Consider the following 23,152-nt stretch of genomic DNA (forward strand, 5'->3'; position numbering starts at 1 on the left):
AAAAAGCGCCCGTAAAGGACGCTTTTTGCTTATTTCTCTACAACCGGTTTTTTGACGATTCCCAAGATAACAGCCGTTACAATCGCTCCGATCACGATGCTCATTAAATAAAGCAGCGGATGGTTCGTAATGAATGCAACGAATATTCCTCCGTGCGGTGCAGGAAGCGTTACCCGGAAAAACTCTGTCAACCCGCCAGCTACCGCAGAACCGACAACAGCTGCAGGGATGACGCGAAGCGGATCAGCCGCTGCAAACGGGATAGCGCCTTCTGTAACGAAAGCTGCTCCCATGAAGTAGCACGTAATACCGGCTTCACGGTCACGTTTAGAGAATTTGTGTTTAAAGAATGTTGTCGCCAGTGCGATTCCAAGCGGCGGAGCCATTCCGCCCGCCATGATGGCCGCATGCGGCGCATAGTTTCCGGCATCGATCATCGCAATTCCGAAAGTGAACGCCGCTTTATTGAGCGGGCCGCCCATGTCGATAGCCATCATACCGCCTAAAATAATCCCCATTAAAACAAGGTTTCCAGTTCCAAGGCTTTCAAGCCAATTTGTTAAGAAATTCATGAACGCTGCTACAGGTGTGTTAATGACAAATTGCATCAGAACTCCTGTGATAAAAATACCGAGCAGCGGATAAATCAATACAGGTTTTAATCCGTCAAGAGATTGAGGGATAAAGACAAACAGCTTTTTCAGCAGGATTACGACATAACCGGCTAAGAATCCGGCAATCAGTCCGCCCAAGAATCCGGCATTCGCCTGCGTAGCCATAAATCCGCCGACCATACCCGGCGCAAATCCCGGACGGTCCGCAATACTCATTGCGATGAATCCGGCAAGAACGGCAACGATCAGTTTTAACGCATTATCGCTGCCGATAAAGTTCAGCGCTGCGGCAAACGTGTTGTATGTCGGGTCTTTCGGATCAGCTGAATGAATTCCCCAGAAGAATGAGATCGCAACGAGAATTCCGCCACCGACGACAAATGGCAGCATGTTGCTGACACCGCTCATTAAGTGTTTATAGAAAGTGCTTCCGATACTTGTGCCTGATTTCTGTTTCGGGCCGTCTTCATTTGAAGCGGAAGATCCGCCGCCGCTGCCCTCGTAAATCGGCGCATCTTGGTTAACGGCTTTTTCAATCAGTTCCTGAGGACGTCTGATACCAGCTGTTACAGGTACTTGAAGAACATGTTTGCCTTTAAAGCGCTCCATTTCAACCTGTTTATCAGCCGCCACGATGATCGCAGGCGCGTCTTCAATTTCTTGAGCCGTCAGCTTATGTTTGATACCGCTTGAGCCGTTTGTCTCGACTTTAATGTCAACGCCGAGCTCTTTCGCTTTTTCCTTCAGTGCGTCAGCTGCCATGAACGTATGGGCGATACCTGTCGGACATGCCGTAACGGCAAGGATTTTGCCTTTTCCTGACGGCGCTGCCTGTTCTTCCTGCTCTTCTTCTTCCTCATCGTCATCTTTGTCATGCTGATTGATGATGTCAATGATCGCGTCTTCTGATTCAGCTTCAAGAAGCTGTTTGCGGATTTCCTCACGCATAAGAAGCGTTGAAAGTCTTGATAATGCCTCAAGGTGCGTATTATTCGCTCCTTCGGTTGCCGCAATCATAAAGACCAGGTGTGCCGGCTGACCGTCTAATGATTCATAATCCACACCATCTTTTGAACGGCCGAATGCGATGGCCGGGTTAATGACGCTCGCCGTCTTCGCATGAGGAATGGCAATGCCTTCGCCGATTCCCGTCGAGCTTTGGCTTTCACGATTTAAAATGGCTGCTTTGTAAGCCTCTCTGTCATTTAATCTGCCGGCTTTGTCAAGCACTGTCACCATTTCATCGATAACGTTTTCTTTCTCTTTGCTTTCTATATTGAGATGAATTGTATCTCTTGTTAACAGCTCAGTTATCTTCACTTTTCTTTCCTCCTCTATAGACGTGTGACTTTAACTTCAGGAAGAAGCTGCTGTACAAACTCTTCAGTTCCGAGTTCTTCAGAAAATGCCGTCGCGCTTCCGGAAGCAACTCCTAAACGGAACGCATCTTCCAAAGGCAGCTGTTTTGAAATTCCCGCAAGGAATCCCGCGACGACGGAATCACCCGCGCCTACGGAATTGACAAGCTTTCCTTTAGGAACATTGGCGAGGAAAACCGCCTCTTTCGTAAATAAAAGCGCACCGTCGCCAGCCATCGAAACAATCGCGTGTTCAGCGCCTTGTTCAATTAATTTTTTACCGTAAGGAACGGCAGCTTCGGCTGAATCAATGACCGTATTAAACATTTCCCCAAGCTCATGATGATTCGGCTTCATCAAAAACGGTTTCATTTCTGTCGCTTTCATCAGCGCTTCACCGGAGATGTCCACCACTACCCGGGCATTCTGCTTTCTGCATGCCTCAGCAATTTTTTCATACGTGTTATGCGGCAGGGAAGAAGGAATGCTTCCCGCTAAAACGACGATGTCTCCCTCTTCCAGAGCGGAGAACTGTTCTAAAAAGGCATTGAACACTTCGTCTGAAATCGTCGGGCCCTGTCCGTTAATTTCCGTTTCATCGCCCGTTTTCAGTTTTACATTTATACGCGTGTCTTCATCTACCTCAGAAAAAGCCGTTTCCAGACCTTCCTGCTGCAAAAATGACGTGATATAATTTCCGGTAAATCCGCCGACAAACCCCAATGCTTTTGACGGCACATGGTGTCTTTTCAGTAATCTCGAAACGTTGATGCCTTTTCCGCCGGGATACTTCGTGTCATAGCTGGAACGGTTTAAACCGCCTACGGCAAAATCTTCAACGTGAACGATATAGTCAACAGAAGGATTGAGGGTTACAGTGTAAATCATGGTTTCACTACCTTTACGACAGTTTTTTCTTGGTAATTATCGAATGCAAGTTCTTCAGCTTCAGTGGTAATGATAGCTGCATCGCCCAAGGCGGCGAACGCTGCGAAAGAAATCTCGCCGAATTTAGAAGGATCGGCTAAAACATACGCATTTTTCGCCTGTCTCACAGCCTTTGTCTTCAGAAGAGCCTCATCCGGATCGGGTGTTGTAAAGCCGGCTTCAATGTGCACGCCGTTCACCCCGAGAAAGCTTTTGTCAAAACGGTACTGGCTGACCGCCGTTAATGAGGCGCCGCCGATCATCGCACCTGTTCTATGCTTCACATATCCTCCGAGAAGATAAAAAGGAATCCCTTTCCTTATTAAAGCGTCGATATGCATAACTCCGTTTGTGATAACCACAATGTCCTTTGTATGATCTATAAAATCAATCATGTGCAATGTAGTTGTTCCCGCATCGAGGTAAATACAGTCACCTTCTTCTAATAAAGATGCCGCTTCTTCAGCGATCTTCAGTTTATCTTGAAGGTTTTTGGAGGATTTTTCAAGCATATCGGGTTCTTGCCTGCTGTTGGAAAGTTTAGACGCCCCGCCGTGAACGCGCTTTAAAAACCCGCGCTCTTCAAGTGTTGATAAATCTCTTCTGATCGTTGATTCAGAAGCGTTTGTCATGCTTATCAGCTCTTGAATCTTCACCACATCTCGCTTTTCAATCTGATCCATAATCAGCTGATACCTTTCAGGAGTAAGCATATTCCGCCTCCTTTGAAAACGTATTCATTTCGGCTGCAAGATAATTGTAAACGCTTTTTTTACTTCAAGCAACTAAAATCACTCAAATTCATTCAATAACTATCAAAATCTTTCACATTTGTTCATATTAACGTATGTACATAGGGTTTGTAAACTGTAAATTCGACAAAAAGGGGGACAATTGTATGACATTTTCTTTTTATCATAAATGAAAAAAGTCTATTATATTCATTCAATCATTAAAACACAAAAAACCCCATGCAGACTGCATGGGGTGCCGGTTATTCATACCTTAATGCTTCAATCGGATCTAAGCGTGATGCTTTGTTGGCGGGCAGCATGCCGAAAATGACACCGATCAGCATACTGAACAGCACGCCGATACAAACCACCTGCCAGGAAACGAGCGACGGCCAGCCTGCGATAAGGGAAACGAGTGATGCTCCCCCGTAGCCGAGACCGATTCCGATTAAGCCGCCGATTAATGTAAGCACAACAGATTCAATTAAGAATTGTGTCAGAATCTGTCCTCTCGTGGCACCGAGCGATTTGCGGATGCCGATTTCTCTTGTCCGTTCCGTCACTGATACGAGCATAATATTCATGACCCCGATCCCGCCGACAATGAGAGAAATACCGGCGATCGAACCGATGATCGTCGTCATGACGGTCGTGACCTGACCGATTCCCGCCGCGATTTCTTCCATATTCATGACTTGATAGGCCTCTTTTGTACCGTGATTGTCATTTAAGAGACGGGCCGCTTCTTTTCCTGTTGTTTTGATTTGATCAGCGGACTCCGTCTGAACGGAAACGTTGCTGTAGTCGTTAGTACCGAAAGACGTTTTCAGCATGTTGAACGGCACATACATTTCACTGAGTCCTAACGATAAAAAACCGCTCTCTTCTTTCAGTACGCCGATTACTTCAACGGGCTGTCCGCCGGCCCAGACGATTTTTCCGAGCGGAGACGTTTTCCCGAACAGCTTTTCAGCCATTTTTTTCGAGATGATTCCTGCTCTTTTCCCGGAAAGAAAATCATTGTCCGTAAATGTCCGTCCATCTTGAACGTCCAGCTTTTTTACGTCCATGTAGCCGCTGTTAATGCCGTTCAACGTAATATCCGTGTCTTCTTCATGGTAACGGGCCGTCATGGATTTTACCGCGGAAGCGACAACCTGCTTTACGCCGTCCACTCCTTTTAATCCATTAATATCTTCTTCTGTAAAACTCGCTTCCTGTAAGGCGTTCGGATTGGCTGTTAATTCTTCATCACTCGGAAGGTAAAACAATTCAATCGTATTGCCCGGCCCGCTGATGGATTGCTTCAGCATTTGCTCTCCGCCCTGGCCGACAGCCACAACAACAATTACTGAACCGACGCCGATAATGATTCCGAGCATCGTCAGAATCGATCTCAGCTTGTGAGCTCTTACGGAACTGAGGGCCATCCGGAGATTTTCTAACAGGCTCATTCTCCCACTCTCCTCTGCTCAGCATCGCGGGAAACGATCATGCCGTCACGGACGAAAATCACTCTGTTTGTACAGTCCGCCACTTCAGGCTCATGAGTGACAAGCACCACGGTCACGCCCTCTGCATTAAGCTCTGTGAACTGCTCCATAATAGAAATGCTTGTTTTCGTATCCAGCGCGCCGGTCGGTTCATCAGCTAAAATGAGCTTCGGTTCGTTCACGATGGCTCTTGCAATCGCGACACGCTGCTTCTGGCCGCCTGACAGCTCATTCGGCATGTGACGCATCCGATCCGCCAAACCGACTTTTTCCAGCGCATGCTCAGCCCGTTCCTCACGCTCTTTTTTGCCGATACCGGCGTAGATCATGGGGAGTTCGACATTTTTTCTTGCATTCAATCGCGGCAGCAGCTGAAATTGCTGAAAGACAAATCCGATTGATTTGTTCCGGACCGCCGCAAGCTCTTTTTCGGTACATGAAGAAACATCTTCGCCCGCAAGCCTGTAACTGCCGGACGTCGGTCTGTCCAGACAGCCGATGATATTCATGATCGTAGATTTTCCCGATCCCGACGGTCCCATAATTGACACATATTCTCCTTCTTCAATCGTCAGGTCGATTGAACGAAGAACATCAAACGTCTCCTTGCCGATCTGATAACTTTTTTTCACCTTTGAAAGCTGAATCATCTATGCTTTCACATCCGTTCCGTCAGTCAAACCGTCAGCCGGATTCAGAATGACTTTATCATCCTTTGAAAGCCCCTCTTTTATCTCCGTAAGCTGATTTGCGGTATCACCGACTTTAACTTTCACGCGTTTGGCCTTCCCGTCTTTTACCGTAAAGACCCAGTGCTCATCTCCGTCTTTTTTGACCGCGGAGGACGGCAGCGTATCGGCTTTCCGTTTGTCGGTTTCAATGTTCATAATTAATTTAAACCCCGGCTTGCCCTCCGGAAGGTTTCCGATCAGCTTAACCTGAAACGGATACTGCACGGCCTGTTCCGTGCTTTCCCCCGAAGCAGCGCTTGACTTTTGATCAGGAACGAGTCCGACAGCCGCCACTCTCCCTTTCCACGTTTTACCGGGGATGGCGTCTGAGGTAATCGTAACGCTTTGGCCCTTTTTCACTTTCAGCGTATCGTATTCGGACAAATTGCCGGCAACGATCAGGTGTTCCGGGTCTCCTATATGTATAACCGGTTCTTGAATATCCGATTTTTTAGAAGCCGCTTCTTGATTTACCGAGATAACCGTCCCGTCCATCTCACTCTTAACATTGAGATTCGCCACTTGATTTTCAAGAGACTGCTTTTGCAAATCAGATTGCTTTAATTCGATTTCCGCCGTTTTTTGCTGAAGCTGCAGATCAGTCCGTTCGGATTCAATTTGTTTTTGGGCTTCCGCTTCTCCCACTTGTTTTTCCAGATCTTGTTCCTTGCTGTTTAATGCTCTGAGTTTTTCTTCAACTTGTTCGATTTGCATCCGTTTTGATTGTTCTGTCAACTCATTTTGTTCTTTATCAAGATTGAGCTGCTCATTTGTATACGTGACTAACGACGACCCTTTTTTTACTTTGTCGCCTTCTTTTACTTTCACTTTATCAAGAGTTCCTTTATCCGCTTCATAAAAAACATACTGTTCTTTAGAGAATTTAAGTGTTCCCGGAACCATAACCGTAGAGGAGATTTCTCTGTTTTCCATGGTTCCGGTTTCGATTTTTTTCCCGGCGCTGCCGCCCGCGGGAGCGGCAGACTTATAAATATTGATACCGATGAATACTGCAACAATTACGGCGATGCCGATTCCGATCCAAATTTTTTTCATGTTATACACCTGCTGTCACTGAACTTAACAGTCCTCCGACTGCCGAAACCAAAAGCATAATAACAAACAGGACAATCGCGGAAGTCCAGGCCGCTTTTTTCGAAATGCCGCCTGTATAGCGAAGTCCCAAAGCGAGCAGAATATAGCTCCAGATGCTGAAAATGTCGAACGCGCTTAAAAAGACCGCGACGCCGTCTCCGGCCGGTATGACACTCGCCAAAGATGTAACGGCGTACAGTGAGCCCGCACCGGTAAAATAAGTGACAAGACCGTTAATGACTAAGCCGATATTGGTAATGAATGCCGTAAACAGGCTGAGTGAGAGCATTTTTTTGTAAGTTGTCACGCCGCCTGAAATTTTGACGCACAGCCAGTAAATGAGCGGAACGATAAACAGAGCGATAATGCCCCCGAAGATTCCTCCGAACATCGAGCCGAATTTAGCAATGGTTTTGGTCATTTCAATCTGATCATCCGACAATCCGTCAAGAGATGTGCTGTTCAGCACTTCTTCATAATTCATCCCCAGTCCGCGCAAAATACTGCCGGCCGCGATGAGAATGATGACAATCAGGAGAGGAATGCCGATGACCGGCTTTTCTTTTAATCTTTTAAACTGCACAACAGGACTTGTAATGACGCCGAAAATTGACGGCTTTTCCGTTACTGCCGTATTGCTTTTTTCCAGGTTTGGTTCCATATTGCTGATGCCTCCTATGTATTATTCTGTTTATACGTACGCTTTAGGCTGAGAGAAGTTTCAATTTTTTTGCCGTTTGCGTATTTATGCTAAATTGTAACACAAATTCTTAGCTTTACGTTCCATAAATATGTAAAAAAAAGTATTGTCAGACCGGTATGACGGGAGGCTCAAAGCCTTGTGAAGGCACTGTCTTCAGCCTATTCATCTAATCAAAACCGCCTCAATCACAAATCCCTTTAAATCCCATTTAGATATTCTCTGTAATTCAGCTCCTATATACAAAAAAGCCGGATGGCAATGATGCACATCCGGCTCTTTTTTCACCCTCCGCTTACAGGAGGGATAAAGGCAATAGTATCACCTTCTGTTACGATGCTGTTGTCTTTTACATATGTTTCATTGATTGCGATCATGGCATTGTCAATCGTCTGAAGGCCGTACCGTTCCTTTAACAGCGTTTTTACAGCAGACGCCGCCGTCTCTTTTTCGTCAAGTTCAATGACCGGTGTTCCCGCCTGCTCCGCAAGCCCGGCAAACAATAGTACTTTAATCATCGCGATTCCCCTTTATCCAAATCCGGTTCTCCGTTCGGATAGGGCGTTGTTTCCAGCTGATCGCCTATCCATTCTTCTCCGTCTTCCCAGATTTCTTTTTTCCATATCGGCACAATCTGTTTTATCCGTTCAATTGCATATTCATTCGCCTCATATGCCGCCTTTCTGTGCGGTGAAGACACGGCGATTACGACCGCTGCTTCTCCGATATCAAGGACGCCGACACGGTGTGTGATTGCAGCTTCGGCTCCTTCCCATTTCGCACTGATTTCATCGCCGATTTGAGAAAGCATTTGAACAGCCATCGGTTCATACGCTTCATATTCGAGCCGTACCGTCCGCCGTCCTGCAGTCCACTCTCTGACCGTGCCGATAAACGTTGTGATGGCGCCGGCTTCACGCTTTTCAACTTTTTTTACGATATTTTCCGCAATGATAGGTTCCCTTGTAATTTGAAAACGTTCCATTTATGCAGATTCCCCTTTCAGCTGCGAAAGCACAAACATAATGGCAGCCGGATCATCCGCATGGAATACGGGCATACCTGCATCTGCCGGCATATGCTCCGTATTTCTGCTGACAACCGCGATCACGTGCTCCAAATGCTTCAGCTTTTGCCAATCTTCGCTGTCTTTGATCATAATGATTTTCGGATGCGGCGCATGTTTAAATCCCTCTATGAGAAGACCGTCAATTCCCAGACATTCATACAGACTGATCAAACCCGCCAGATCCCATTTTTTTCGCGCCGTAAGCTGCAGGACGCCGTCCCCTTCTACTGCCGTAACCGCGGCTCCGGCTTTTGAAAAACGCTCCGAGTCTTTTCCGTCAGAAAAAGGTTCCGGTTCTCCGCCATGTCCGTGATGTTTTAAACATCCAATATCGCACTCTTTCGGCGCCGCTTTCAGCACACGTTCAATAAACGTTGTTTTACCGCTGTTTTGAAAACCTACGATCTGGACGATCGGGAAAGAATTGACCACGGCCATTCACTTCCATTCTCATCACGGATGAGGAGCACGTGAACCGTCCGGCCCGCTTCATACCCCCTCGTTCCTCCCGGCAGAAGGATAAACGCGTTTGCTTCGGCTAGAGATGTGACTGAGCTTGATTTGTCGAGACCGACTGGTGACGCCATCATCTTTCCGTCCTTATGATAAACAAATGCCCTCACAAATCTCGTAAACGGATTCGGCTTCGGAAAGTCGTTTGTTAACACGGCTTCCGCCCATCCGGAATGAGGTTTTTCATTCAGAAGCCACGTCTGAATCATCGGTTTGACAAACAGGGTGAATCCGACATAACATGCGGACGGATTGCCTGAAAGGCCGAACAGCAGCATGTCATCGGCCCGGGCGACAGTTGTCACGCTCCCCGGGCGCATTGCCACTTTGTTAAAAAGAACTTCCGCTCCGAGCTTATTATAAATGTCTGGAAGAAAATCAAAATCGCCGACTGACACGCCGCCGGTCGTGATCAGAAAATCAACTTTTTTCATAGCTTCCTTCACCGCAGCATAGCTGTCATCAAAATCATCGGAAATTTTCCCTAAGTTCAGCGGTACCGCGCCCGCTTCAATGACCTGGGCATACACCATGGCAGCGTTGCTGTTGCGGATTTTCCCCGGCTCAAGCGGATCGCTGACATGAAGAAGCTCGGTTCCCGTTGCGATAATGCCGACAACCGGCTTTCTGACCACGGGAACGGAAGCATAGCCGAAGGTTGCTAAAAGAGCGGTTACGCCCGGCGTGATTTTCGTCCCTTTTTTTAATAGCGAGCTGCCCTTTTTCGCATCTTCTCCTTGATATGAAATATTATCACCCGCATGAAAAGGGCGTTTCACTGACATGTAATTCGTCCCGTTTTCAGAAAACGTTTTTGTCAGTTCAAGCATCACTACGGCATCCGCGCCTTTTGGAATCTGCGCACCCGTCATAATGCGGACCGCTTCATAAGGCCCGAGTTCTTTTTCTGACACGGCGCCGGCTCCGATATGGTCAATGACTTCAAAGGTGACGGCATTGTCACGGGAAGCCGTTTTTGAATCGCTCGCCCTGATGGCAAACCCGTCATACGGGGAACGGTTAAAGGCCGGCACATCATGATCCGCCTTAACATCCTCCGCCAAATAGCGGTGGAGACTGTCCTCAAGCGCCACCCATTCGGTATCCCCCTGTTTTTTATACCGGCTCACCCGGCGGACTGCTTCGTCCACCTGAATCGGCGTTCTTTTTTCAAGCATAGCAATATCTCCCCTTCCTACAGTCCGATCACTCTGGCCAGAACTGAATTTGCTTCTTTTATATCGTTTGTACCGTGAATCAAAGCCCGTCCGTCCTGAAAAATAACGATTCTGAAGCGCTCATACGCCATGTGCAGCAGAAATTCATTTGCTTCCACTTTACCGATCTGCTTCAGACGTTTGACAAGCTCTTCTTTATCCAGCCTCTTTAAGGCTTCCGATCTGATTTGAACGGTGTCTCTTCCGCACAGCACGCTTGCTTTCGGCCTGTTTTCAGGCTGCAGATACGGATATACGGGCTCCGCGCCGCAGGAAGGGCAATGATCCCGTTTGATCTGATCCACATTTATGCTCATATTGGTGTTATTCCACACGTCAAACGTGAAAAAGCGCCGATTTACCGCCGCATGATTTCCTGTCAGCAATTTCAGCGCCTCAGCCTGCTGATAAGCGGAAACGATATGAACCGCCGGAGGTATGATGCCTGCTGTATCACATGTCGCTCCGCCCACGGGCATTTGCTCAAACAGGCAGGATAAACACGGCGTAACCCCCGGAATAATCGTCATGCACATTCCCTGACTGCTGACACAGGCACCATAAATCCAAGGTGTTTTCGTTTTCAGCGCCAGATCATTGATGACCATTCTCGTTTCAAAATTATCTGTCGCATCCACGATGCAATCCGCTTGTTCGATCAGCGGTTCGAGCGTTTCCGCCGTACCTTCCGCCGCGTAAGCATCGATATGTATATCACTGTTTACCGCCAAAAGACGCGCCTTGGCCGCCATTGCTTTCGGCAGGCGCTGTCTCGCGTCTTCTTCTGTATACAGCTGCTGTCTTTGTAAATTGCTCCATTCCACATAATCCCGGTCAATAATCGCCATACGGCCCGCTCCGGCTCTTGCCAAACCCTCTGCCGCGGCTGTTCCGAGGGCTCCGGCTCCGACAATCAGGACACTGCTGTCAGCCAGCGCCTGCTGCCCTTTTTCCCCTATCGGCTTAAATCTTGTCTGCCGCGAATAGCGCTCTTCCATCTGTGTTGTCCCCTTGCATTTTTATTTCCATCATACCATGTTTCTTCCCGATCAGTCCTGATTTGAAGACTCGACATGCGCCAAAAGTCTGGTGTAATCGTCCCGTGTGTTGATATTAGCGAACTCCTCCGGCCCGGCGCCGATGTCTTCAGCCTGCACATAACAGACAGACAGCCGTTTCAGCGTGTCTGTCATTTTCAGTTTGTTTTGTGTCAGCTGATCAAAAAGCACATCCTGCACCCGTTTATGGTAAACCGCCAAGAGGGGATGCTCTCTGTTTTCACAAACCGGTATGACAGCGTCCAGATTTCCGGTCAGCTTCATTTCTAGTGCAGCCATCGTCTTTCTTGTCACGAGCGGCGTGTCACAGGATATGACCGTGTATGTTTCGCCTTCCGTTTGTTTCATTGCCGTATATATGCCGGCCAGCGGGCCCATTCCCCGAAACCGCGGCTCATCGGCAAAAACATGCCGCTCCCTGTTTGATAAGAACTTTTTTATATGCTCAGGGCGGCTGATAATTACCGTTTCTCCGCCGCCGAAGGCTTTTTTCGCCTGTTCATAAAACATGCCGCCCTTCCACTTTGCAAAAGCTTTCGGTTCTCCGAATCTTCGGGAAGCTCCCCCCGCTAATATTACATTCACCCGTTTCATGTCATCTCTCTCCCATTCTATATAAAAGCATAGCAAACGCCTCAGCCGAAATACAATATTACGGTGCTTGTCTGTTTAATTAAGAGGAATAGCCGTTGATCCTTTCCCATATTGTAGTGTTAACATCATGAGGGAGATGGTTCTTATGAAAATATCCGGTCCGTTTTTCCACGACACTTCTCAAGAGAACCTTTACTTGAAATCCGAACTTTCCAGATGCAGAAAATTAATTTCAGAATTTGAAGCAAGCTACTTCCATCAGAAAAATAATAAGCTTCAGGAGGAAAACGCCAATATTAAAGAGCGGCTTCACAAGCTTTCTGACGAATTGGAAGCCATGGCTCAAAAACACAAACAGACAAGTGACACGGAACGTTCTTTGCATGAAATCAGAGCCGGGCTGCTCGATAAAATCGTCATTCTGCAAGAACTGCTTCAGCAGGAAACGTTTCGGCGGAAAAATGAGATGGAAGAAAAGCACCGTCTGCATCTTACAAATGTAAAATTTGAAGAAGAAAATAAAAACTTACATACCCGCATCCGCTCACTTGAGACCGCCATTCAAACTGAACGGACTTCTCACGAAGATATGAAACAGCGTTATCATGCCGCTGCAGACGAAAATACCCGGCTCCAAACACAAATGATAGAAAAAGAATACCAGCTCAAACATATTAAAATAGAAATTAATCATATGAGAGATCGAATACTAGAAACAAAAGAACGGCTTGTAGAAATAGAAAAAACGAAAGAAAAGTTATTTCAAGAAACCATTCTTTCGTATAAACGGCAGCTGGACGAAAGTGATGCTTGGATTGCCGGCCATTTTGCTGATATTGACAGCCGCACGGCGGAACCGGCGGAACAAGCTCTGGAAATCCCTTCTGTTTCCAAAGAGACTGTTCAGGCAGAAGACTTGCTTAAAGCCGTTACCGAACAAGTCATCTCCCTGCAAAAACAATTTGTACAATCAGAGTCCCGCGATCAGTCGTTTGATGAAAAACTGGATGCGTTGAAAGAACGTGCTGACGGCGAAAAGCCTTTCCAAAAATATGTCGTCAAGCTTGAAAAAAAGCCTGGAAAAGATGCGTCACTTCCGCAGAATAAGCGGGAAAACGCAAAAAAACTGCTTGAGTAACGCAAGCAGTTTTTACTGTTTTATTCAGCAGCCGTATCATTTGCCGTTTCTGCTGTTTCCTGAGAAATTTCTCCCTCAAGAATATATTGGCCGCGGTATGGTTTTTTCACTTCCGGATACATTTTAATTAAGCTTTGCATAAATGTTGTCATATTAGGAATTTCAAGGCCGCTTTCCTTTTCAATTTCCTTTTGCAGTTCGGAACTTTTGATCGCTGCATTGTGGCGTTTCAACGTTTTAATCGCTGCTTCGCGCAGTTTTGCCGCTTTTGATCCCGGTCTCGCCGTCCCTCTTCTTCTTCTTGTAGAACCGTCCGGAATGCCGGCGGGAAGAGACGTAATAGACTGCATCTGCGGCTGGGAGGATTGAGGCTGTGTCTGCGGCTTTTGATAGCTTCTCATTTCCTGTGCTGCAAGCTCTGCAAGCACCGGGAGAGAGTCACTTTTTTTCTCCGGACGAAACTCTTTTTTTGTATCGGACAGGCTGCCTGTATTGTCTAATTCTCTCAGTTTTGCATATATTTTATCACGTTCTATTTGATATTCACGAATGACTTTTACCTCTGCTTCGTTTAATTGTTCTAAACGTAAGCGCAGCGCTTCTCTTTCATTAAACATGTGTAAAACCCCCTGTCAAAAATTTAAACGCTTTTATTAAGATATTAGATTACAAAAGTAATTTTATCAACTATTATTTTATCATTTTACTATTTTATTTACTCTATGAAAAATTGCTTATTTTCTGAAAATGGTACTTTATATACAAAAATCCTTATCATATAGGGGATTCTGGACAAAGTTCCAATTTATTCAACCATTTCAAAATATAACTTGAAATGACTTGTTTAATGAAAATTAGCGTGATATCTACAATTTTCGACTATAATATGTAAAAGATAATGATACGGATAAAACAAGCGGTACAGCGTGTTTACGGCTGTTTCTCTTATTTTTTAAGCCACACATGTCATATTGGAATTTTTTATCCAATAGGCACAAAAAAACCCTGTTACCTAAACGGCAAAGGGTTTGCGGAACCGAGACAATAGTCCGACGGAGATTGTCCCGATTACTCAGAAGCCTGCTCCGTTTCTGAAAGTACTCGGCTGACGCGTTTTTCAAGCATTTTCATCCCGCTTCCTCCCGCTTGAAAATGGCGGAGCTGTCCGCTTTTATCAAAAACGTAATAAGCCGGCACATATTCATTTTCAAATGCTTCAGTCAGCGTATGATCGCTGTCGACGTAAATCGGCTGAGAGATATCATGTTCAGCCGCTGTTTTCTTGATTTTCTCAAGATCAAGATCGTCTTCGGAACGGGGCATGTGAACGGCCATCACATTCAGCTGATCTTTATATTTATCACGAAACCCGTTCACCTCAGGCATCGCTTCTTTACACATGCGGCAGCTGGCGGACCAGAAGTGAATCAGTGCCGGCTTTCCGCCGACCAGCTGTTCCTTCGAGACTTCTCTGTTAATCCATGCTTTAGCGCCTGTCAATTCAGGCATTTGCTGACGTAATTTCATCTTATTTCCCTCCTTACGAAAAAGGTTTTTTGCCGGGGCTTTCAGTCCGCCGGGCAACGTTCTCCTGTTTTCCCTCCAAAGGATATGATTTGGCTGAATCACCATGTTAAAATGAGTGTGGCGATTCCTTAGTTCATATCTTCACAAAAATGATGATATTGAAACCGGGCAATATGAACAAATCATAAATGAAATAACTGATTTCTATTAAAAGGTTTATTTTATTTTAAAAACGGGTATATCACTTTTAGCTTTTTCCGCAATAGACTTGAAAGGAAGACATCACTATGATTGATCTAAAACACTTTGATTGGGCCGGGCTTCTCACATCTGCCGGGATTTTCATCATAAAGCTGGCTCTCATTATTTTAGCGTATTTTATTTTCCGGACGGCAGGAAAAAAGCTGATCAAGCATCTGTTTCAGAAATTCGAGCAACAAAACAACCTCTCTACAGGCCGCGCTTATACTTTGCGAAGCCTGGCGCTTAATGTATATGGATACATCCTGATTTTCGTTTTTATCGTAATGATTTTGGATTTATTTCACTACAATCCGAGCGCTCTCATTGCCGGCGCCGGCGTGGTCGGTCTCGCAGTCGGCTTCGGGGCTCAGGGGCTTGTCAGTGACATCGTCACCGGATTTTTTATCCTTTTGGAAAAACAGATCGACGTCGGTGATTATATTACGGTTGCCGGCTACAGCGGCATTGTCGAGCAGGTCGGTCTCCGTACGACGCAAATCCGGAGCTTTGACGGCACGCTTCACTATCTTCCCAACCGGGGCATTACGAATGTGAGCAACCATTCCCGCGGAACGATGCAGGCGCTTGTCGATATTAAAGTGCCGCTTGAAAAAAATCTTGATGAAACCATTCAAATCCTGCAAACCGCGTGTGACAAAGCAGCCGCTGAGCTCCCGCAGATTAAGGAAGGGCCGGACGTCATCGGGGTTCAGGATTTAAGCTCGTCAGAAATGGTGCTCAGAATCATTGCCAAAACAGAAAATATGGAGCAATGGCGGGTTGAACGCGTACTGCGGAGAGAAATGAAAATCGCGCTCGACCGTTTTAAAAACGCCGCTTCCGCCGAATAGAAAAACCGAAGCGTAAGCTTCGGTTTTTTCTTTTTAATGAAATTTTTTTTCCACTTCGCTGCAGATTTCGTCGGCGGTCATTCCGGAAGCCGTAATGACGGGAGCCTGAGTTGACGTATCGGCAATTCCTTGGACATTGCTGTCAAGTCCGGTTACGACACAGCAGTCACAATTCTTCGCATCCTCAGGAGTCTTCATCATCACTACGTCATATCCTTTTTGTTTTAACGCCTGTTCTACATCCGATAAAGATTGTTCAATTCCAATTTTTTTCGTCATATTGAACACCTCCGTTATGTAGAATGCTCAATTTTTGTTAGATTATTCTTCTTTTCGGATTTAATTGGCATACTTCGAAAAATATCCGACCATGACATTTACCGCGGTTTCCATCGCATCTTCATCCGGGTTCAGCTTTGCGTGATGAAGCCCGTGGGATGAATCGGCCCCCAGCCAGAACATAAAGCCGGGATATTTTTTCAGCATATATCCGAAATCTTCTCCGGTCATCGCTTCTTTCGCCGTTTTCACGTCAGCAAGCTGATGATCGCTGACAAATTGCATAAATTCTTCGGTCAGGCCGCTTGTATTATAAACTTGATGATAAACGGACGGATACGTGACTTTTCCTTTGCATCGGAAGCCGATTTCAATTCCTTTGACAAGCTCTTCAATCCGCTTTTTCACCATACGCATTGATTCCTCGGAAAGCGTCCGGATGGTTCCCTCCAGATGAGCATGCTCTGCGATGATATTTTGCGCCGTGCCCCCGGTAATCGTTCCGACAGTTATCACAGCGCTGTCAAGCGGATCCGTATTTCTGGATATGACCGTTTGCAGCTGCGTGACAAGCGTGCTCGCGGCAACGACCATGTCGTCTGCTGTATGCGGATATGCCGCATGCCCGCCTTTCCCCTCAAGATCGATGACGAGCTCGCTCGTATTGGCAAACAGCAATCCGCTTTTGGTGGAGATTGTGCCTACAGGAAGCTCAGGTGCTATATGGAGAGCGGTAATCAAATCCGGCGTCCATTTTTTCAGCACATCGCTTTCAAGCATCGGTTCCGCTCCGCCCGGTCCTTCTTCAGCCGGCTGGAATAAAAAGAGCAGATCATGTTTGACGGGATGATGGACAAAATGATCAATAATGCCGAGCGCGATGGTCATGTGCATATCGTGGCCGCATGCGTGCATAAAACCGGGGTGTTCAGATGCAAACGGAAGTCCCGTCTGCTCTTCAATCGACAGAGCGTCTATATCCGCTCTGTAGGCGAGCATTTTTTCCGGAGCCGTGCCGTTGACTTTGACAAAGATGCCGGTTCTCCAAGTTTCAATTTCAATTCTTTCCTCCGGATATTGGTTCAATAGATTCAGCAGGTACTGCTGGGTTTTATATTCCTGAAAGCCGATCTCCGGAATGCGGTGCAGATCTCTTCGGATGGCAATGAGCCGCTCTTTTTCCATATGTATTCCTCCTTGAGATAAGAATAAGGCGTGGATTTTATCATCCACGCCCATTCTATCAAACCATTCCTTACAGCTGGCGTAATTCCTGTTTGATTTCTGTTTTGCCTTTTGTTTTTTCATCGATATCTTTGATTTTTTTCGCAGGTGTTCCCGCTACAACGGTATATGGTTCGACATCGTTCACAACGATGGCTCCCGCAGCGACAACCGCGCCTTTACCGATTGTTACGCCTTCAAGCACAACCGCATTTGCGCCGATCACAACGTCGTCTTCCACGACAACAGGCTTAGCGCTAGGCGGCTCAATAACGCCCGCTAATACAGAACCCGCTCCGATGTGGCAGTTTTTGCCGACAGTCGCGCGCCCACCGAGAACAACGTTCATATCAATCATCGTACCTTCGCCGATGACTGAACCGATATTAATAGACGCACCCATCATGATAACGGCATTGTCGCCGATTTCGACTTGGTCGCGGATAATAGCGCCGGGCTCGATTCTCGCTTTAACATCTTTTAAATCAAGCATCGGGATCGCAGAGTTGCGGCGGTCATTCTCAATGACATAATCCTCAATTTTGTCTTTGTTTTCTTCGATTGCGCTTTTAATTTCAGCCCACTCGCCAAAAACGACGCCGGATTGGCCGTTCAGGAATGTTTTAGCGGAATCGCCAAAGCTGATTCCTTCGAGATCGCCTTTTACATACACTTTTACAGGCGTTGATTTTGTACTATTTTGAATAAATGAAATAATTTCATTTGCATCCATCATTTTCATATGTATTGTCCTCCTCTGATTTTCTACCTCATTACTGTAACAAAGGAAGGATACAAAGACAAGAAAAAAAGGAACAAGCCTTTATTCTGCCGGCTGGCTGCACAGCGCGGCAAACTGTCTTCCGAATTCCCGGAGCTCTTCTTCCTCACTGCCCTCAGGGTTGTTTTCAATTTTGACCGACGGCAGCACCACCCGCCCGCCGCGGGCCGTGATTACTTTTTCCAATTCGTCAACCGCTCCGCAAAAAAACTCATAGGACGTATCTCCGGAACCGAACAAAGCAAATGTTTTTCCCGTAAACTCCAGGTTTTCCATATCTTCAGCAATATCGAGCATTTCATCAGGAAGATCCCCGTCTCCCCACGTATATGTGCCTAATAAAATATACTCGTAATCATTAAAAAGTTCGGCATGAATATCCATCGCTTCATATCTGTCTACGGATGCTTGTGCTTGGATCAGCCCTTTTTCAATTAAATCCGCCATCGCCTCGGTGTTTCCTGACATTGTAGCGTAAACAAGCAGTACATTCCCCATCTTCGTCTCTCCTTTATGCATAAAAACTAATGTGCGAGCCGAACCGCCTCATACGGTCTGACAAACTTACTTTCGTAAAGGCCCGCGCAAAAAAAGTTTTCTTCCCGGTTGGCCACCCGCCATCCGTGACCGCGGATCGTATCAAACCACTTTAATTCACCGGCGGCGAGATCAGCTTGATAAATACGCGAAAATCCGTTTTCGTCCTGTGACGATGTAACATAAATAATCCCGTTATCCTCAGAAACGTCGAGAAATGATTTTTCCCGTACGGCGGGCCCGGCTGTAATGGCAAACTCCTCTTGCGTCCGCACGTTTCGGACGGCAACCTCCCCCCGTTCTCCCTTTGCCGCGCCCTTTGCTGCAATGAGCCAGTCATTCTGATACATCATCATTGAAGCCGTCATGCGCTGCCTTTCGCGGCTTATACGCCGGATGCGGTCTTCCGTCAGATCATACGCCCAAATGCCGCCATGATTCATATGAATCCGGGTGCCGATATAAATCGTCTGACCGTGTAAACAAAGCGAACGGATGACAGGCGGCTCCTTTAATTGTGAAAAGGGCTTAGCCACATGCCAAGTGACGCCGAAATCATCAGATAAGTAGAGGCAATATGTGCCGTGCGCACAGACAAACCCGTCATTCCGCCCGGCAACGGCCCATACGGAGGCGCTGGTCGGAAATCGGGAGGCCGTCCAAGTCTTTCCCTGATCGGCTGATCTGAGGACGGCGCCTTTTTCTCCAGCCGCGAATATGTAGGGCCCTATGTAAGTCAGCACATGAATCCTGCTTTTCACTCGGAACAGTCTTTTCCAACCTTCTTCCGCCGAAAAATGAAAAATACCTTCGTCTTTCACCGCGACAAAATATCCTGAGGTCACTGATGCCATGACAGCCGTCGCGCCTTTATGAAACATGGCACCGGTCTCCGTGGTGAGCGGCCCATGCAAGAAAACCGCGGACAAATTCTTTGCAGCATTCCTGATCCTCAGCCGTCTCGGGCGCCAGCTCGATTTTCAGCGTTTCCGGATATAAATTGGCTCCGGCCTGTTCAAACGCATCGCAAAACAGCGTGACCGCTTCGCAAAACTTCGGGTAGGCGTGATCGCCTGAACCGAAACAGGCCGTTTTCAGTCCGTTGAGCTGGCTGTGCAGAATATCTTCGTAAAAATCTTCCGCTTCGTAAGGAAGATCACCATCCCCCCATGTGTACGTGCCGACAAAAACATAATCATATGCTTCGAGAGAATCCGCATCTGCCTCATCCATGTCGAGACAGTCAACTGCTATCTGATGCCCGCTCAGTGTTTCTTTTATAATACCGGCAATATCCTCTGTATTCCCCGACATGCTTGCGTATATCATTAATGCTTTCTGCATAAGATCACCTCGTAATTGATAATGATTTTCATTAACATATATAACACTTTAAATGATAATGATTTTCATTGTCAATAAAAAATAAAAAAAAGACAGCATGATTGCTGTCTTTCTAAAATGGGCGTTCCTGCTTCAGCATATCTTTAATGACAGAAACAAAAGCCTGCACCTGTTTTAATTCAAATGCCGGCTCATAACCGAGCAGCCATGTGTCACGGCCGATCGGATGATCTTTTGTATCAAGCAGGGGCATTTTATTTACTTTGTCTTCCTCTTCTAAAGTGACTGACGGCAGAATGGCATAACCGATTCCGTGCAGCGCCATCTGCTTGCACGTTTCAATCTGATCGACGAGGATGGTCTGTTTCGGCGAGGTTTTGAATTTTTGATGCCACCAATGCTGAATTTCCTGAAAATATGTACTGTCACTTTTGAATTGGATAAACGGCCGATCGGTATGGGCAATATCATCAATACAGGAAATTTCCGTATCAACCAAATATAAATGATCGGTCATTAAATAATCTTTCCGGCCTTTCCATTCCGGATTTCCCCGGATAATGCCGATATGTACCTGATCTTCATACAGACTTTTCAGCATTTCGCTGCTCCACCCTGTAATGAGAGAGACCTTTGCATTCGGATATCGTTCCACATATGTTTTTAACACTTTCGGAAGCCAGTGCTGCCCGATAATGGAGGCGACGGCAAGCTTTAATGTGCCGTGAATCTCACCCTCAAGTTCATCAATGTTTTCTCTGATTCTTTCTTGCCGATCCGTGACGTCATTTGCAAATTGTATGATTTTTTCTCCTGCCGGCGTTACCGTAAGTCCTTTTTGAGATCTTAGAAAGATCTTTGTTCCCCAGGCTTTTTCAATGGTCTGCAATCGCTGGGACAGAGCCGGCTGTGACACGAATAACCGTTCGGCAGCCTTCCTCATGTTTAATTCCTCAGCCAAAACTACGAGCATATGAAGCTCTTGAAGCTGCATGTCGTCCTCCTTTTCAATGCCTTTCGTATTTCTTATCTACCATTCTAATAAAATAAAGGCTGCCGAGGCAAGCGCCACTCATATGTATGCGTTTTCTTTTTCCGGCATGCAAAAGAACAAATAGGCTGATCGTGCGAGCCTACTTATTCAATGATCTGATATGGCTGCTCAACTGTTTTAACACGACTCTTCTCGTGAAAATGCCTTCAAAGACGCCTTCATCATTTTCAACGCAGACAAAGCCGTTGTTAATGACCATGCTGAACCCTTTGATAATCGGATCATTGATGTGGAGACGGGGAATGTCTTTCAGCATGACTTCCTCAACCGTAATTTGATCCAGTTTCTCAAACTCGATCCGTTCAAGTCCGAAAATGCTGTTCATAATCATATTTGTCCCGATCAAACCGTGCAGACGGTACGAAGCGTCGAGGACGGGAATGGCGGTATAGCCGGTTTTGGTCAGCACTAAAAGAGCATGCTCAAGGTTGTTACCGACTTGAACGTGCGCCACTTTATCCGCCTCGATCATAAATTGTCCGACTGTTGCATCAAGAAGCTGATCTGATTGTAAGCTAATCATGTCACTTCGACCCCTTTACATTTTTCATCAAAGCATGTATTCCCTATATTGCAATAATATAAACATTATCATTTTTTGTCGAAAAGTTTCCGTCAATAAAAAAGATACTCTTTGCAATCGAGTATCAATTTATAGGCCGCTGATTAATTTTCATTCCGAAAACGGTCATAGAGCGTTACGAGTTTTTTATAAGTGGTTCCATCAACGCTTTTTGACCCTGCTTCTATATCGTTGATTTCGCTGGTCAAAAGCTCAATGGCATATTCTTGATTGATCAGGATATTCAGCAGAAGTTTCTGTTCTTCTTCCGTAAATCGTTCACTGATAAGACTCATACGTAATCAGGCCCCCTATTTTTAACTGAATACCTCTGAAAGCAAGGTGAAATTTGCTTTCAGCTCTACCGCTAGAATAAGTAAACAGAAAAAAATCGTCAACCGCATAATTCGACATTTTGCGGATTCTGTATGAAATATTATTTTGTGTAACGATTGGCATAACTGAATGCTGTGCAGGAATCGGGCTTGATTTTCGCTTCAATGCCCATCGAGGTAATGCGGCCGGTCATTTCTTGTATCAATTCTTTTGTCAGCCCTTTTTGACCGATATCCAGATGCACTTCAAATGAAAGATCCGCCCCTTCATCCGCAAAAGGCAAGAGCAAATCTGTCATTTCCATAAGACGGCCGTCGAGGATATGCGCAGCCATCTCCTGGCTGAACGCGGTTTCCAGCGAAATTTTTTCGCGAAGGCTATGTATCGGTCTTGCAAGATCGTGATTTTTCAAACAGCCCCAAGCTCCCTTGCCTGTACGGTGCAAGTGTATAGCCGTAATAAACTTTGTGAAGTCGCGGTAAACTTGTGAATCAGTCCCTACAGACAGCACGTATGCTGAACGGGGGTCTTTATTGACAAAGCGTTTCAGCCGCTCCGTCACGTCTTGAAAGGTCATCTGTGCCTCAGAAAGATTATAAAACAGAAAAGAATCAGCCATGTACGGACACTCCTCTTTCCAGAGTCTACAACCAAACGAACAAGCACGTTCCTTTGCATCATTTAATAAAGCTCCGCTTGCGGAAGACCGGAAGCTTGGTCAGCTGAAAAATCAAATCAAATTACTGAAGGAGCTCAAAAATTTCAATAGAAATCATGTCAATGTTATCAAACGGATATGTGTTAGGTTTTTCACCTTTTTGGAAAACCGTCAGTTCAAACGTTTGATTTTTTTCGAAATATTTAACACTGCAAATTTTTTCGCCGTTAACTTCAAAATAACGCTGCATCGGCTCGTTCGCCGCTTCCGCTGTTTCTTGCAGACTTTGCAGCCGTGTGATGATACCCATTAATTGTGACATTCTAAAAAAAGACTCCTTTCAAAAAACAACTTCAAATCAACAAGTATTTATTATAATACAAGTTCTACAGAGCATCATACCATAAAGTAGACCGGGATGGCATTTTCCCGCTGGATTTTCAAAAAGAAATAAACGGGAAAACCGTGTTTTCGAATAGTTTGAAGCTTTTTTCGGAATGTCATACACCTTTCAA

28 protein-coding genes are annotated in these 23,152 nt (G+C 46.0%); 2 read left to right on the forward strand and 26 right to left on the reverse strand.

Annotation, left to right across the window (positions count from 1 at the left end):
• Nucleotides 1-29: 29 nt before the first annotated feature.
• The 13 genes from G9F75_RS09930 to G9F75_RS09990 all read right to left on the reverse strand — a co-directional run bounded on the left by G9F75_RS09930 (nt 30) and on the right by G9F75_RS09990 (nt 12,103).
• A complete protein-coding gene (locus tag G9F75_RS09930; protein WP_014417629.1) occupies nt 30-1,934 on the reverse strand; it encodes a PTS fructose transporter subunit IIABC in 1,905 nt (634 codons plus the stop codon).
• 14 nt (nt 1,935-1,948) lie between these two features.
• A complete protein-coding gene (gene pfkB, locus G9F75_RS09935) occupies nt 1,949-2,860 on the reverse strand; it encodes a 1-phosphofructokinase (RefSeq protein ID WP_003154572.1) in 912 nt (303 codons plus the stop codon).
• Nucleotides 2,857-3,612 (reverse strand): DeoR/GlpR family DNA-binding transcription regulator, encoded by a 756-nt coding sequence (locus G9F75_RS09940; RefSeq protein WP_167409082.1) that lies wholly within the window; start codon nt 3,610-3,612, stop codon nt 2,857-2,859. The genes pfkB and G9F75_RS09940 overlap by 4 nt, the downstream gene beginning before the upstream one ends.
• Before the next feature lie 281 nt (nt 3,613-3,893).
• The gene (locus G9F75_RS09945) at nt 3,894-5,087 is read right to left on the reverse strand and encodes an ABC transporter permease (RefSeq protein ID WP_014417626.1); all 1,194 of its coding nucleotides are present in this window, start codon (nt 5,085-5,087) and stop codon (nt 3,894-3,896) included.
• A complete protein-coding gene (locus G9F75_RS09950) occupies nt 5,084-5,776 on the reverse strand; it encodes an ABC transporter ATP-binding protein (RefSeq protein WP_007409637.1) in 693 nt (230 codons plus the stop codon). The genes G9F75_RS09945 and G9F75_RS09950 overlap by 4 nt, the downstream gene beginning before the upstream one ends.
• Nucleotides 5,777-6,913, reverse strand: a complete 1,137-nt coding sequence (locus tag G9F75_RS09955) for an efflux RND transporter periplasmic adaptor subunit (RefSeq protein ID WP_021493750.1) — start codon at nt 6,911-6,913, stop codon at nt 5,777-5,779. It lies immediately after the preceding gene.
• A gap of 1 nt (nt 6,914) precedes the next feature.
• On the reverse strand, nt 6,915-7,613 hold the full coding sequence (gene yknW, locus G9F75_RS09960) for a YknW family membrane protein (protein ID WP_017417688.1): 699 nt from the start codon (nt 7,611-7,613) through the stop codon (nt 6,915-6,917).
• 323 nt (nt 7,614-7,936) lie between these two features.
• On the reverse strand, nt 7,937-8,170 hold the full coding sequence (moaD, locus tag G9F75_RS09965) for a molybdopterin converting factor subunit 1 (RefSeq protein WP_007409633.1): 234 nt from the start codon (nt 8,168-8,170) through the stop codon (nt 7,937-7,939).
• On the reverse strand, nt 8,167-8,637 hold the full coding sequence (locus tag G9F75_RS09970) for a molybdenum cofactor biosynthesis protein MoaE (protein ID WP_021493751.1): 471 nt from the start codon (nt 8,635-8,637) through the stop codon (nt 8,167-8,169). The genes moaD and G9F75_RS09970 overlap by 4 nt, the downstream gene beginning before the upstream one ends.
• A complete protein-coding gene (gene mobB / locus G9F75_RS09975; RefSeq protein WP_021493752.1) occupies nt 8,638-9,159 on the reverse strand; it encodes a molybdopterin-guanine dinucleotide biosynthesis protein B in 522 nt (173 codons plus the stop codon).
• Complete coding sequence (locus G9F75_RS09980) at nt 9,120-10,412, reverse strand: molybdopterin molybdotransferase MoeA (protein ID WP_014417621.1); 1,293 nt, start codon at nt 10,410-10,412, stop codon at nt 9,120-9,122. The genes mobB and G9F75_RS09980 overlap by 40 nt, the downstream gene beginning before the upstream one ends.
• Before the next feature lie 17 nt (nt 10,413-10,429).
• Complete coding sequence (locus G9F75_RS09985) at nt 10,430-11,449, reverse strand: molybdopterin-synthase adenylyltransferase MoeB (RefSeq protein WP_007611113.1); 1,020 nt, start codon at nt 11,447-11,449, stop codon at nt 10,430-10,432.
• A 51-nt stretch (nt 11,450-11,500) separates the two neighbouring features.
• Nucleotides 11,501-12,103: a molybdenum cofactor guanylyltransferase gene (locus tag G9F75_RS09990; RefSeq protein ID WP_014417620.1), complete on the reverse strand. Its 603-nt coding sequence runs from the start codon at nt 12,101-12,103 to the stop codon at nt 11,501-11,503.
• A 145-nt stretch (nt 12,104-12,248) separates the two neighbouring features.
• Here G9F75_RS09990 and G9F75_RS09995 point away from each other — a divergent pair, with 145 nt between their 5' ends.
• Nucleotides 12,249-13,241, forward strand: coding sequence for a coiled-coil domain-containing protein (locus G9F75_RS09995; RefSeq protein ID WP_021493753.1), 993 nt, complete (start codon nt 12,249-12,251; stop codon nt 13,239-13,241).
• A 20-nt stretch (nt 13,242-13,261) separates the two neighbouring features.
• Here the strand turns inward: G9F75_RS09995 and rok are convergent, their stop codons facing one another.
• Complete coding sequence (gene rok / locus G9F75_RS10000; RefSeq protein ID WP_003154591.1) at nt 13,262-13,858, reverse strand: transcriptional regulator Rok; 597 nt, start codon at nt 13,856-13,858, stop codon at nt 13,262-13,264.
• Between the two features lie 451 nt (nt 13,859-14,309).
• The gene (locus G9F75_RS10005) at nt 14,310-14,768 is read right to left on the reverse strand and encodes a TlpA disulfide reductase family protein (RefSeq protein WP_031304005.1); all 459 of its coding nucleotides are present in this window, start codon (nt 14,766-14,768) and stop codon (nt 14,310-14,312) included.
• Between the two features lie 287 nt (nt 14,769-15,055).
• Here G9F75_RS10005 and G9F75_RS10010 point away from each other — a divergent pair, with 287 nt between their 5' ends.
• Nucleotides 15,056-15,862, forward strand: coding sequence for a mechanosensitive ion channel family protein (locus G9F75_RS10010; protein ID WP_021493755.1), 807 nt, complete (start codon nt 15,056-15,058; stop codon nt 15,860-15,862).
• Between the two features lie 33 nt (nt 15,863-15,895).
• On the opposite strand, the gene G9F75_RS10015 is transcribed toward G9F75_RS10010, so the two are convergent.
• The 11 genes from G9F75_RS10015 to G9F75_RS10065 form a co-directional block, all read right to left on the reverse strand.
• Nucleotides 15,896-16,141, reverse strand: a complete 246-nt coding sequence (locus G9F75_RS10015) for a YkuS family protein (RefSeq protein WP_003154596.1) — start codon at nt 16,139-16,141, stop codon at nt 15,896-15,898.
• A gap of 60 nt (nt 16,142-16,201) precedes the next feature.
• Nucleotides 16,202-17,326 carry an N-acetyldiaminopimelate deacetylase gene (locus G9F75_RS10020; protein ID WP_017417680.1) on the reverse strand — a complete coding sequence of 375 codons (1,125 nt, stop codon included), beginning with the start codon at nt 17,324-17,326 and terminating at the stop codon, nt 16,202-16,204.
• A 70-nt stretch (nt 17,327-17,396) separates the two neighbouring features.
• A complete protein-coding gene (gene dapD / locus G9F75_RS10025; RefSeq protein WP_007409623.1) occupies nt 17,397-18,107 on the reverse strand; it encodes a 2,3,4,5-tetrahydropyridine-2,6-dicarboxylate N-acetyltransferase in 711 nt (236 codons plus the stop codon).
• A gap of 81 nt (nt 18,108-18,188) precedes the next feature.
• Nucleotides 18,189-18,644 (reverse strand): flavodoxin, encoded by a 456-nt coding sequence (locus G9F75_RS10030; protein WP_014417614.1) that lies wholly within the window; start codon nt 18,642-18,644, stop codon nt 18,189-18,191.
• 26 nt (nt 18,645-18,670) lie between these two features.
• Nucleotides 18,671-19,564 (reverse strand): WD40/YVTN/BNR-like repeat-containing protein, encoded by an 894-nt coding sequence (locus G9F75_RS10035; RefSeq protein ID WP_017417679.1) that lies wholly within the window; start codon nt 19,562-19,564, stop codon nt 18,671-18,673.
• On the reverse strand, nt 19,554-20,027 hold the full coding sequence (locus G9F75_RS10040; RefSeq protein ID WP_012117440.1) for a flavodoxin: 474 nt from the start codon (nt 20,025-20,027) through the stop codon (nt 19,554-19,556). The genes G9F75_RS10035 and G9F75_RS10040 overlap by 11 nt, the downstream gene beginning before the upstream one ends.
• 112 nt (nt 20,028-20,139) lie before the next feature.
• Entirely contained in the window at nt 20,140-21,021 is an 882-nt protein-coding gene (gene ccpC / locus G9F75_RS10045) for a transcriptional regulator CcpC (protein WP_007611101.1), read from the reverse strand.
• A 139-nt stretch (nt 21,022-21,160) separates the two neighbouring features.
• Nucleotides 21,161-21,604 carry a cyclic-di-AMP-binding protein CbpB gene (gene cbpB / locus G9F75_RS10050; protein WP_003154608.1) on the reverse strand — a complete coding sequence of 148 codons (444 nt, stop codon included), beginning with the start codon at nt 21,602-21,604 and terminating at the stop codon, nt 21,161-21,163.
• A gap of 143 nt (nt 21,605-21,747) precedes the next feature.
• Nucleotides 21,748-21,939 carry an antirepressor AbbA gene (abbA, locus tag G9F75_RS10055; RefSeq protein ID WP_003154609.1) on the reverse strand — a complete coding sequence of 64 codons (192 nt, stop codon included), beginning with the start codon at nt 21,937-21,939 and terminating at the stop codon, nt 21,748-21,750.
• 140 nt (nt 21,940-22,079) lie between these two features.
• Nucleotides 22,080-22,598 (reverse strand): ribonuclease H-like YkuK family protein, encoded by a 519-nt coding sequence (locus G9F75_RS10060; protein WP_012117439.1) that lies wholly within the window; start codon nt 22,596-22,598, stop codon nt 22,080-22,082.
• A 121-nt stretch (nt 22,599-22,719) separates the two neighbouring features.
• Nucleotides 22,720-22,959 carry a YkuJ family protein gene (locus tag G9F75_RS10065; protein WP_003154613.1) on the reverse strand — a complete coding sequence of 80 codons (240 nt, stop codon included), beginning with the start codon at nt 22,957-22,959 and terminating at the stop codon, nt 22,720-22,722.
• Nucleotides 22,960-23,152: the final 193 nt, after the last annotated feature.

This window comes from Bacillus sp. EKM208B, assembly GCF_011800725.1.
Taxonomy (GTDB): domain Bacteria; phylum Bacillota; class Bacilli; order Bacillales; family Bacillaceae; genus Bacillus; species Bacillus velezensis.

Bases quoted from the DNA above. Each gene is read 5' to 3' on its own strand.
- pfkB (WP_003154572.1), bottom strand. From the start codon at position 2,860: ATGATTTACACTGTAACCCTCAATCCTTCTGTTGACTATATCGTTCAC.
- G9F75_RS09940 (WP_167409082.1), bottom strand. From the start codon at position 3,612: ATGCTTACTCCTGAAAGGTATCAGCTGATTATGGATCAGATTGAAAAG.
- G9F75_RS09945 (WP_014417626.1), bottom strand. From the start codon at position 5,087: ATGAGCCTGTTAGAAAATCTCCGGATGGCCCTCAGTTCCGTAAGAGCT.
- G9F75_RS09950 (WP_007409637.1), bottom strand. From the start codon at position 5,776: ATGATTCAGCTTTCAAAGGTGAAAAAAAGTTATCAGATCGGCAAGGAG.
- G9F75_RS09955 (WP_021493750.1), bottom strand. From the start codon at position 6,913: ATGAAAAAAATTTGGATCGGAATCGGCATCGCCGTAATTGTTGCAGTA.
- yknW (WP_017417688.1), bottom strand. From the start codon at position 7,613: ATGGAACCAAACCTGGAAAAAAGCAATACGGCAGTAACGGAAAAGCCG.
- moaD (WP_007409633.1), bottom strand. From the start codon at position 8,170: ATGATTAAAGTACTATTGTTTGCCGGGCTTGCGGAGCAGGCGGGAACA.
- G9F75_RS09970 (WP_021493751.1), bottom strand. From the start codon at position 8,637: ATGGAACGTTTTCAAATTACAAGGGAACCTATCATTGCGGAAAATATC.
- mobB (WP_021493752.1), bottom strand. From the start codon at position 9,159: ATGGCCGTGGTCAATTCTTTCCCGATCGTCCAGATCGTAGGTTTTCAA.
- G9F75_RS09980 (WP_014417621.1), bottom strand. From the start codon at position 10,412: ATGCTTGAAAAAAGAACGCCGATTCAGGTGGACGAAGCAGTCCGCCGG.
- G9F75_RS09985 (WP_007611113.1), bottom strand. From the start codon at position 11,449: ATGGAAGAGCGCTATTCGCGGCAGACAAGATTTAAGCCGATAGGGGAA.
- G9F75_RS09990 (WP_014417620.1), bottom strand. From the start codon at position 12,103: ATGAAACGGGTGAATGTAATATTAGCGGGGGGAGCTTCCCGAAGATTC.
- G9F75_RS09995 (WP_021493753.1), top strand. From the start codon at position 12,249: ATGAAAATATCCGGTCCGTTTTTCCACGACACTTCTCAAGAGAACCTT.
- rok (WP_003154591.1), bottom strand. From the start codon at position 13,858: ATGTTTAATGAAAGAGAAGCGCTGCGCTTACGTTTAGAACAATTAAAC.
- G9F75_RS10005 (WP_031304005.1), bottom strand. From the start codon at position 14,768: ATGAAATTACGTCAGCAAATGCCTGAATTGACAGGCGCTAAAGCATGG.
- G9F75_RS10010 (WP_021493755.1), top strand. From the start codon at position 15,056: ATGATTGATCTAAAACACTTTGATTGGGCCGGGCTTCTCACATCTGCC.
- G9F75_RS10015 (WP_003154596.1), bottom strand. From the start codon at position 16,141: ATGACGAAAAAAATTGGAATTGAACAATCTTTATCGGATGTAGAACAG.
- G9F75_RS10020 (WP_017417680.1), bottom strand. From the start codon at position 17,326: ATGGAAAAAGAGCGGCTCATTGCCATCCGAAGAGATCTGCACCGCATT.
- dapD (WP_007409623.1), bottom strand. From the start codon at position 18,107: ATGAAAATGATGGATGCAAATGAAATTATTTCATTTATTCAAAATAGT.
- G9F75_RS10030 (WP_014417614.1), bottom strand. From the start codon at position 18,644: ATGGGGAATGTACTGCTTGTTTACGCTACAATGTCAGGAAACACCGAG.
- G9F75_RS10035 (WP_017417679.1), bottom strand. From the start codon at position 19,564: ATGTTTCATAAAGGCGCGACGGCTGTCATGGCATCAGTGACCTCAGGA.
- G9F75_RS10040 (WP_012117440.1), bottom strand. From the start codon at position 20,027: ATGCAGAAAGCATTAATGATATACGCAAGCATGTCGGGGAATACAGAG.
- ccpC (WP_007611101.1), bottom strand. From the start codon at position 21,021: ATGCAGCTTCAAGAGCTTCATATGCTCGTAGTTTTGGCTGAGGAATTA.
- cbpB (WP_003154608.1), bottom strand. From the start codon at position 21,604: ATGATTAGCTTACAATCAGATCAGCTTCTTGATGCAACAGTCGGACAA.
- abbA (WP_003154609.1), bottom strand. From the start codon at position 21,939: ATGAGTCTTATCAGTGAACGATTTACGGAAGAAGAACAGAAACTTCTG.
- G9F75_RS10060 (WP_012117439.1), bottom strand. From the start codon at position 22,598: ATGGCTGATTCTTTTCTGTTTTATAATCTTTCTGAGGCACAGATGACC.
- G9F75_RS10065 (WP_003154613.1), bottom strand. From the start codon at position 22,959: ATGTCACAATTAATGGGTATCATCACACGGCTGCAAAGTCTGCAAGAA.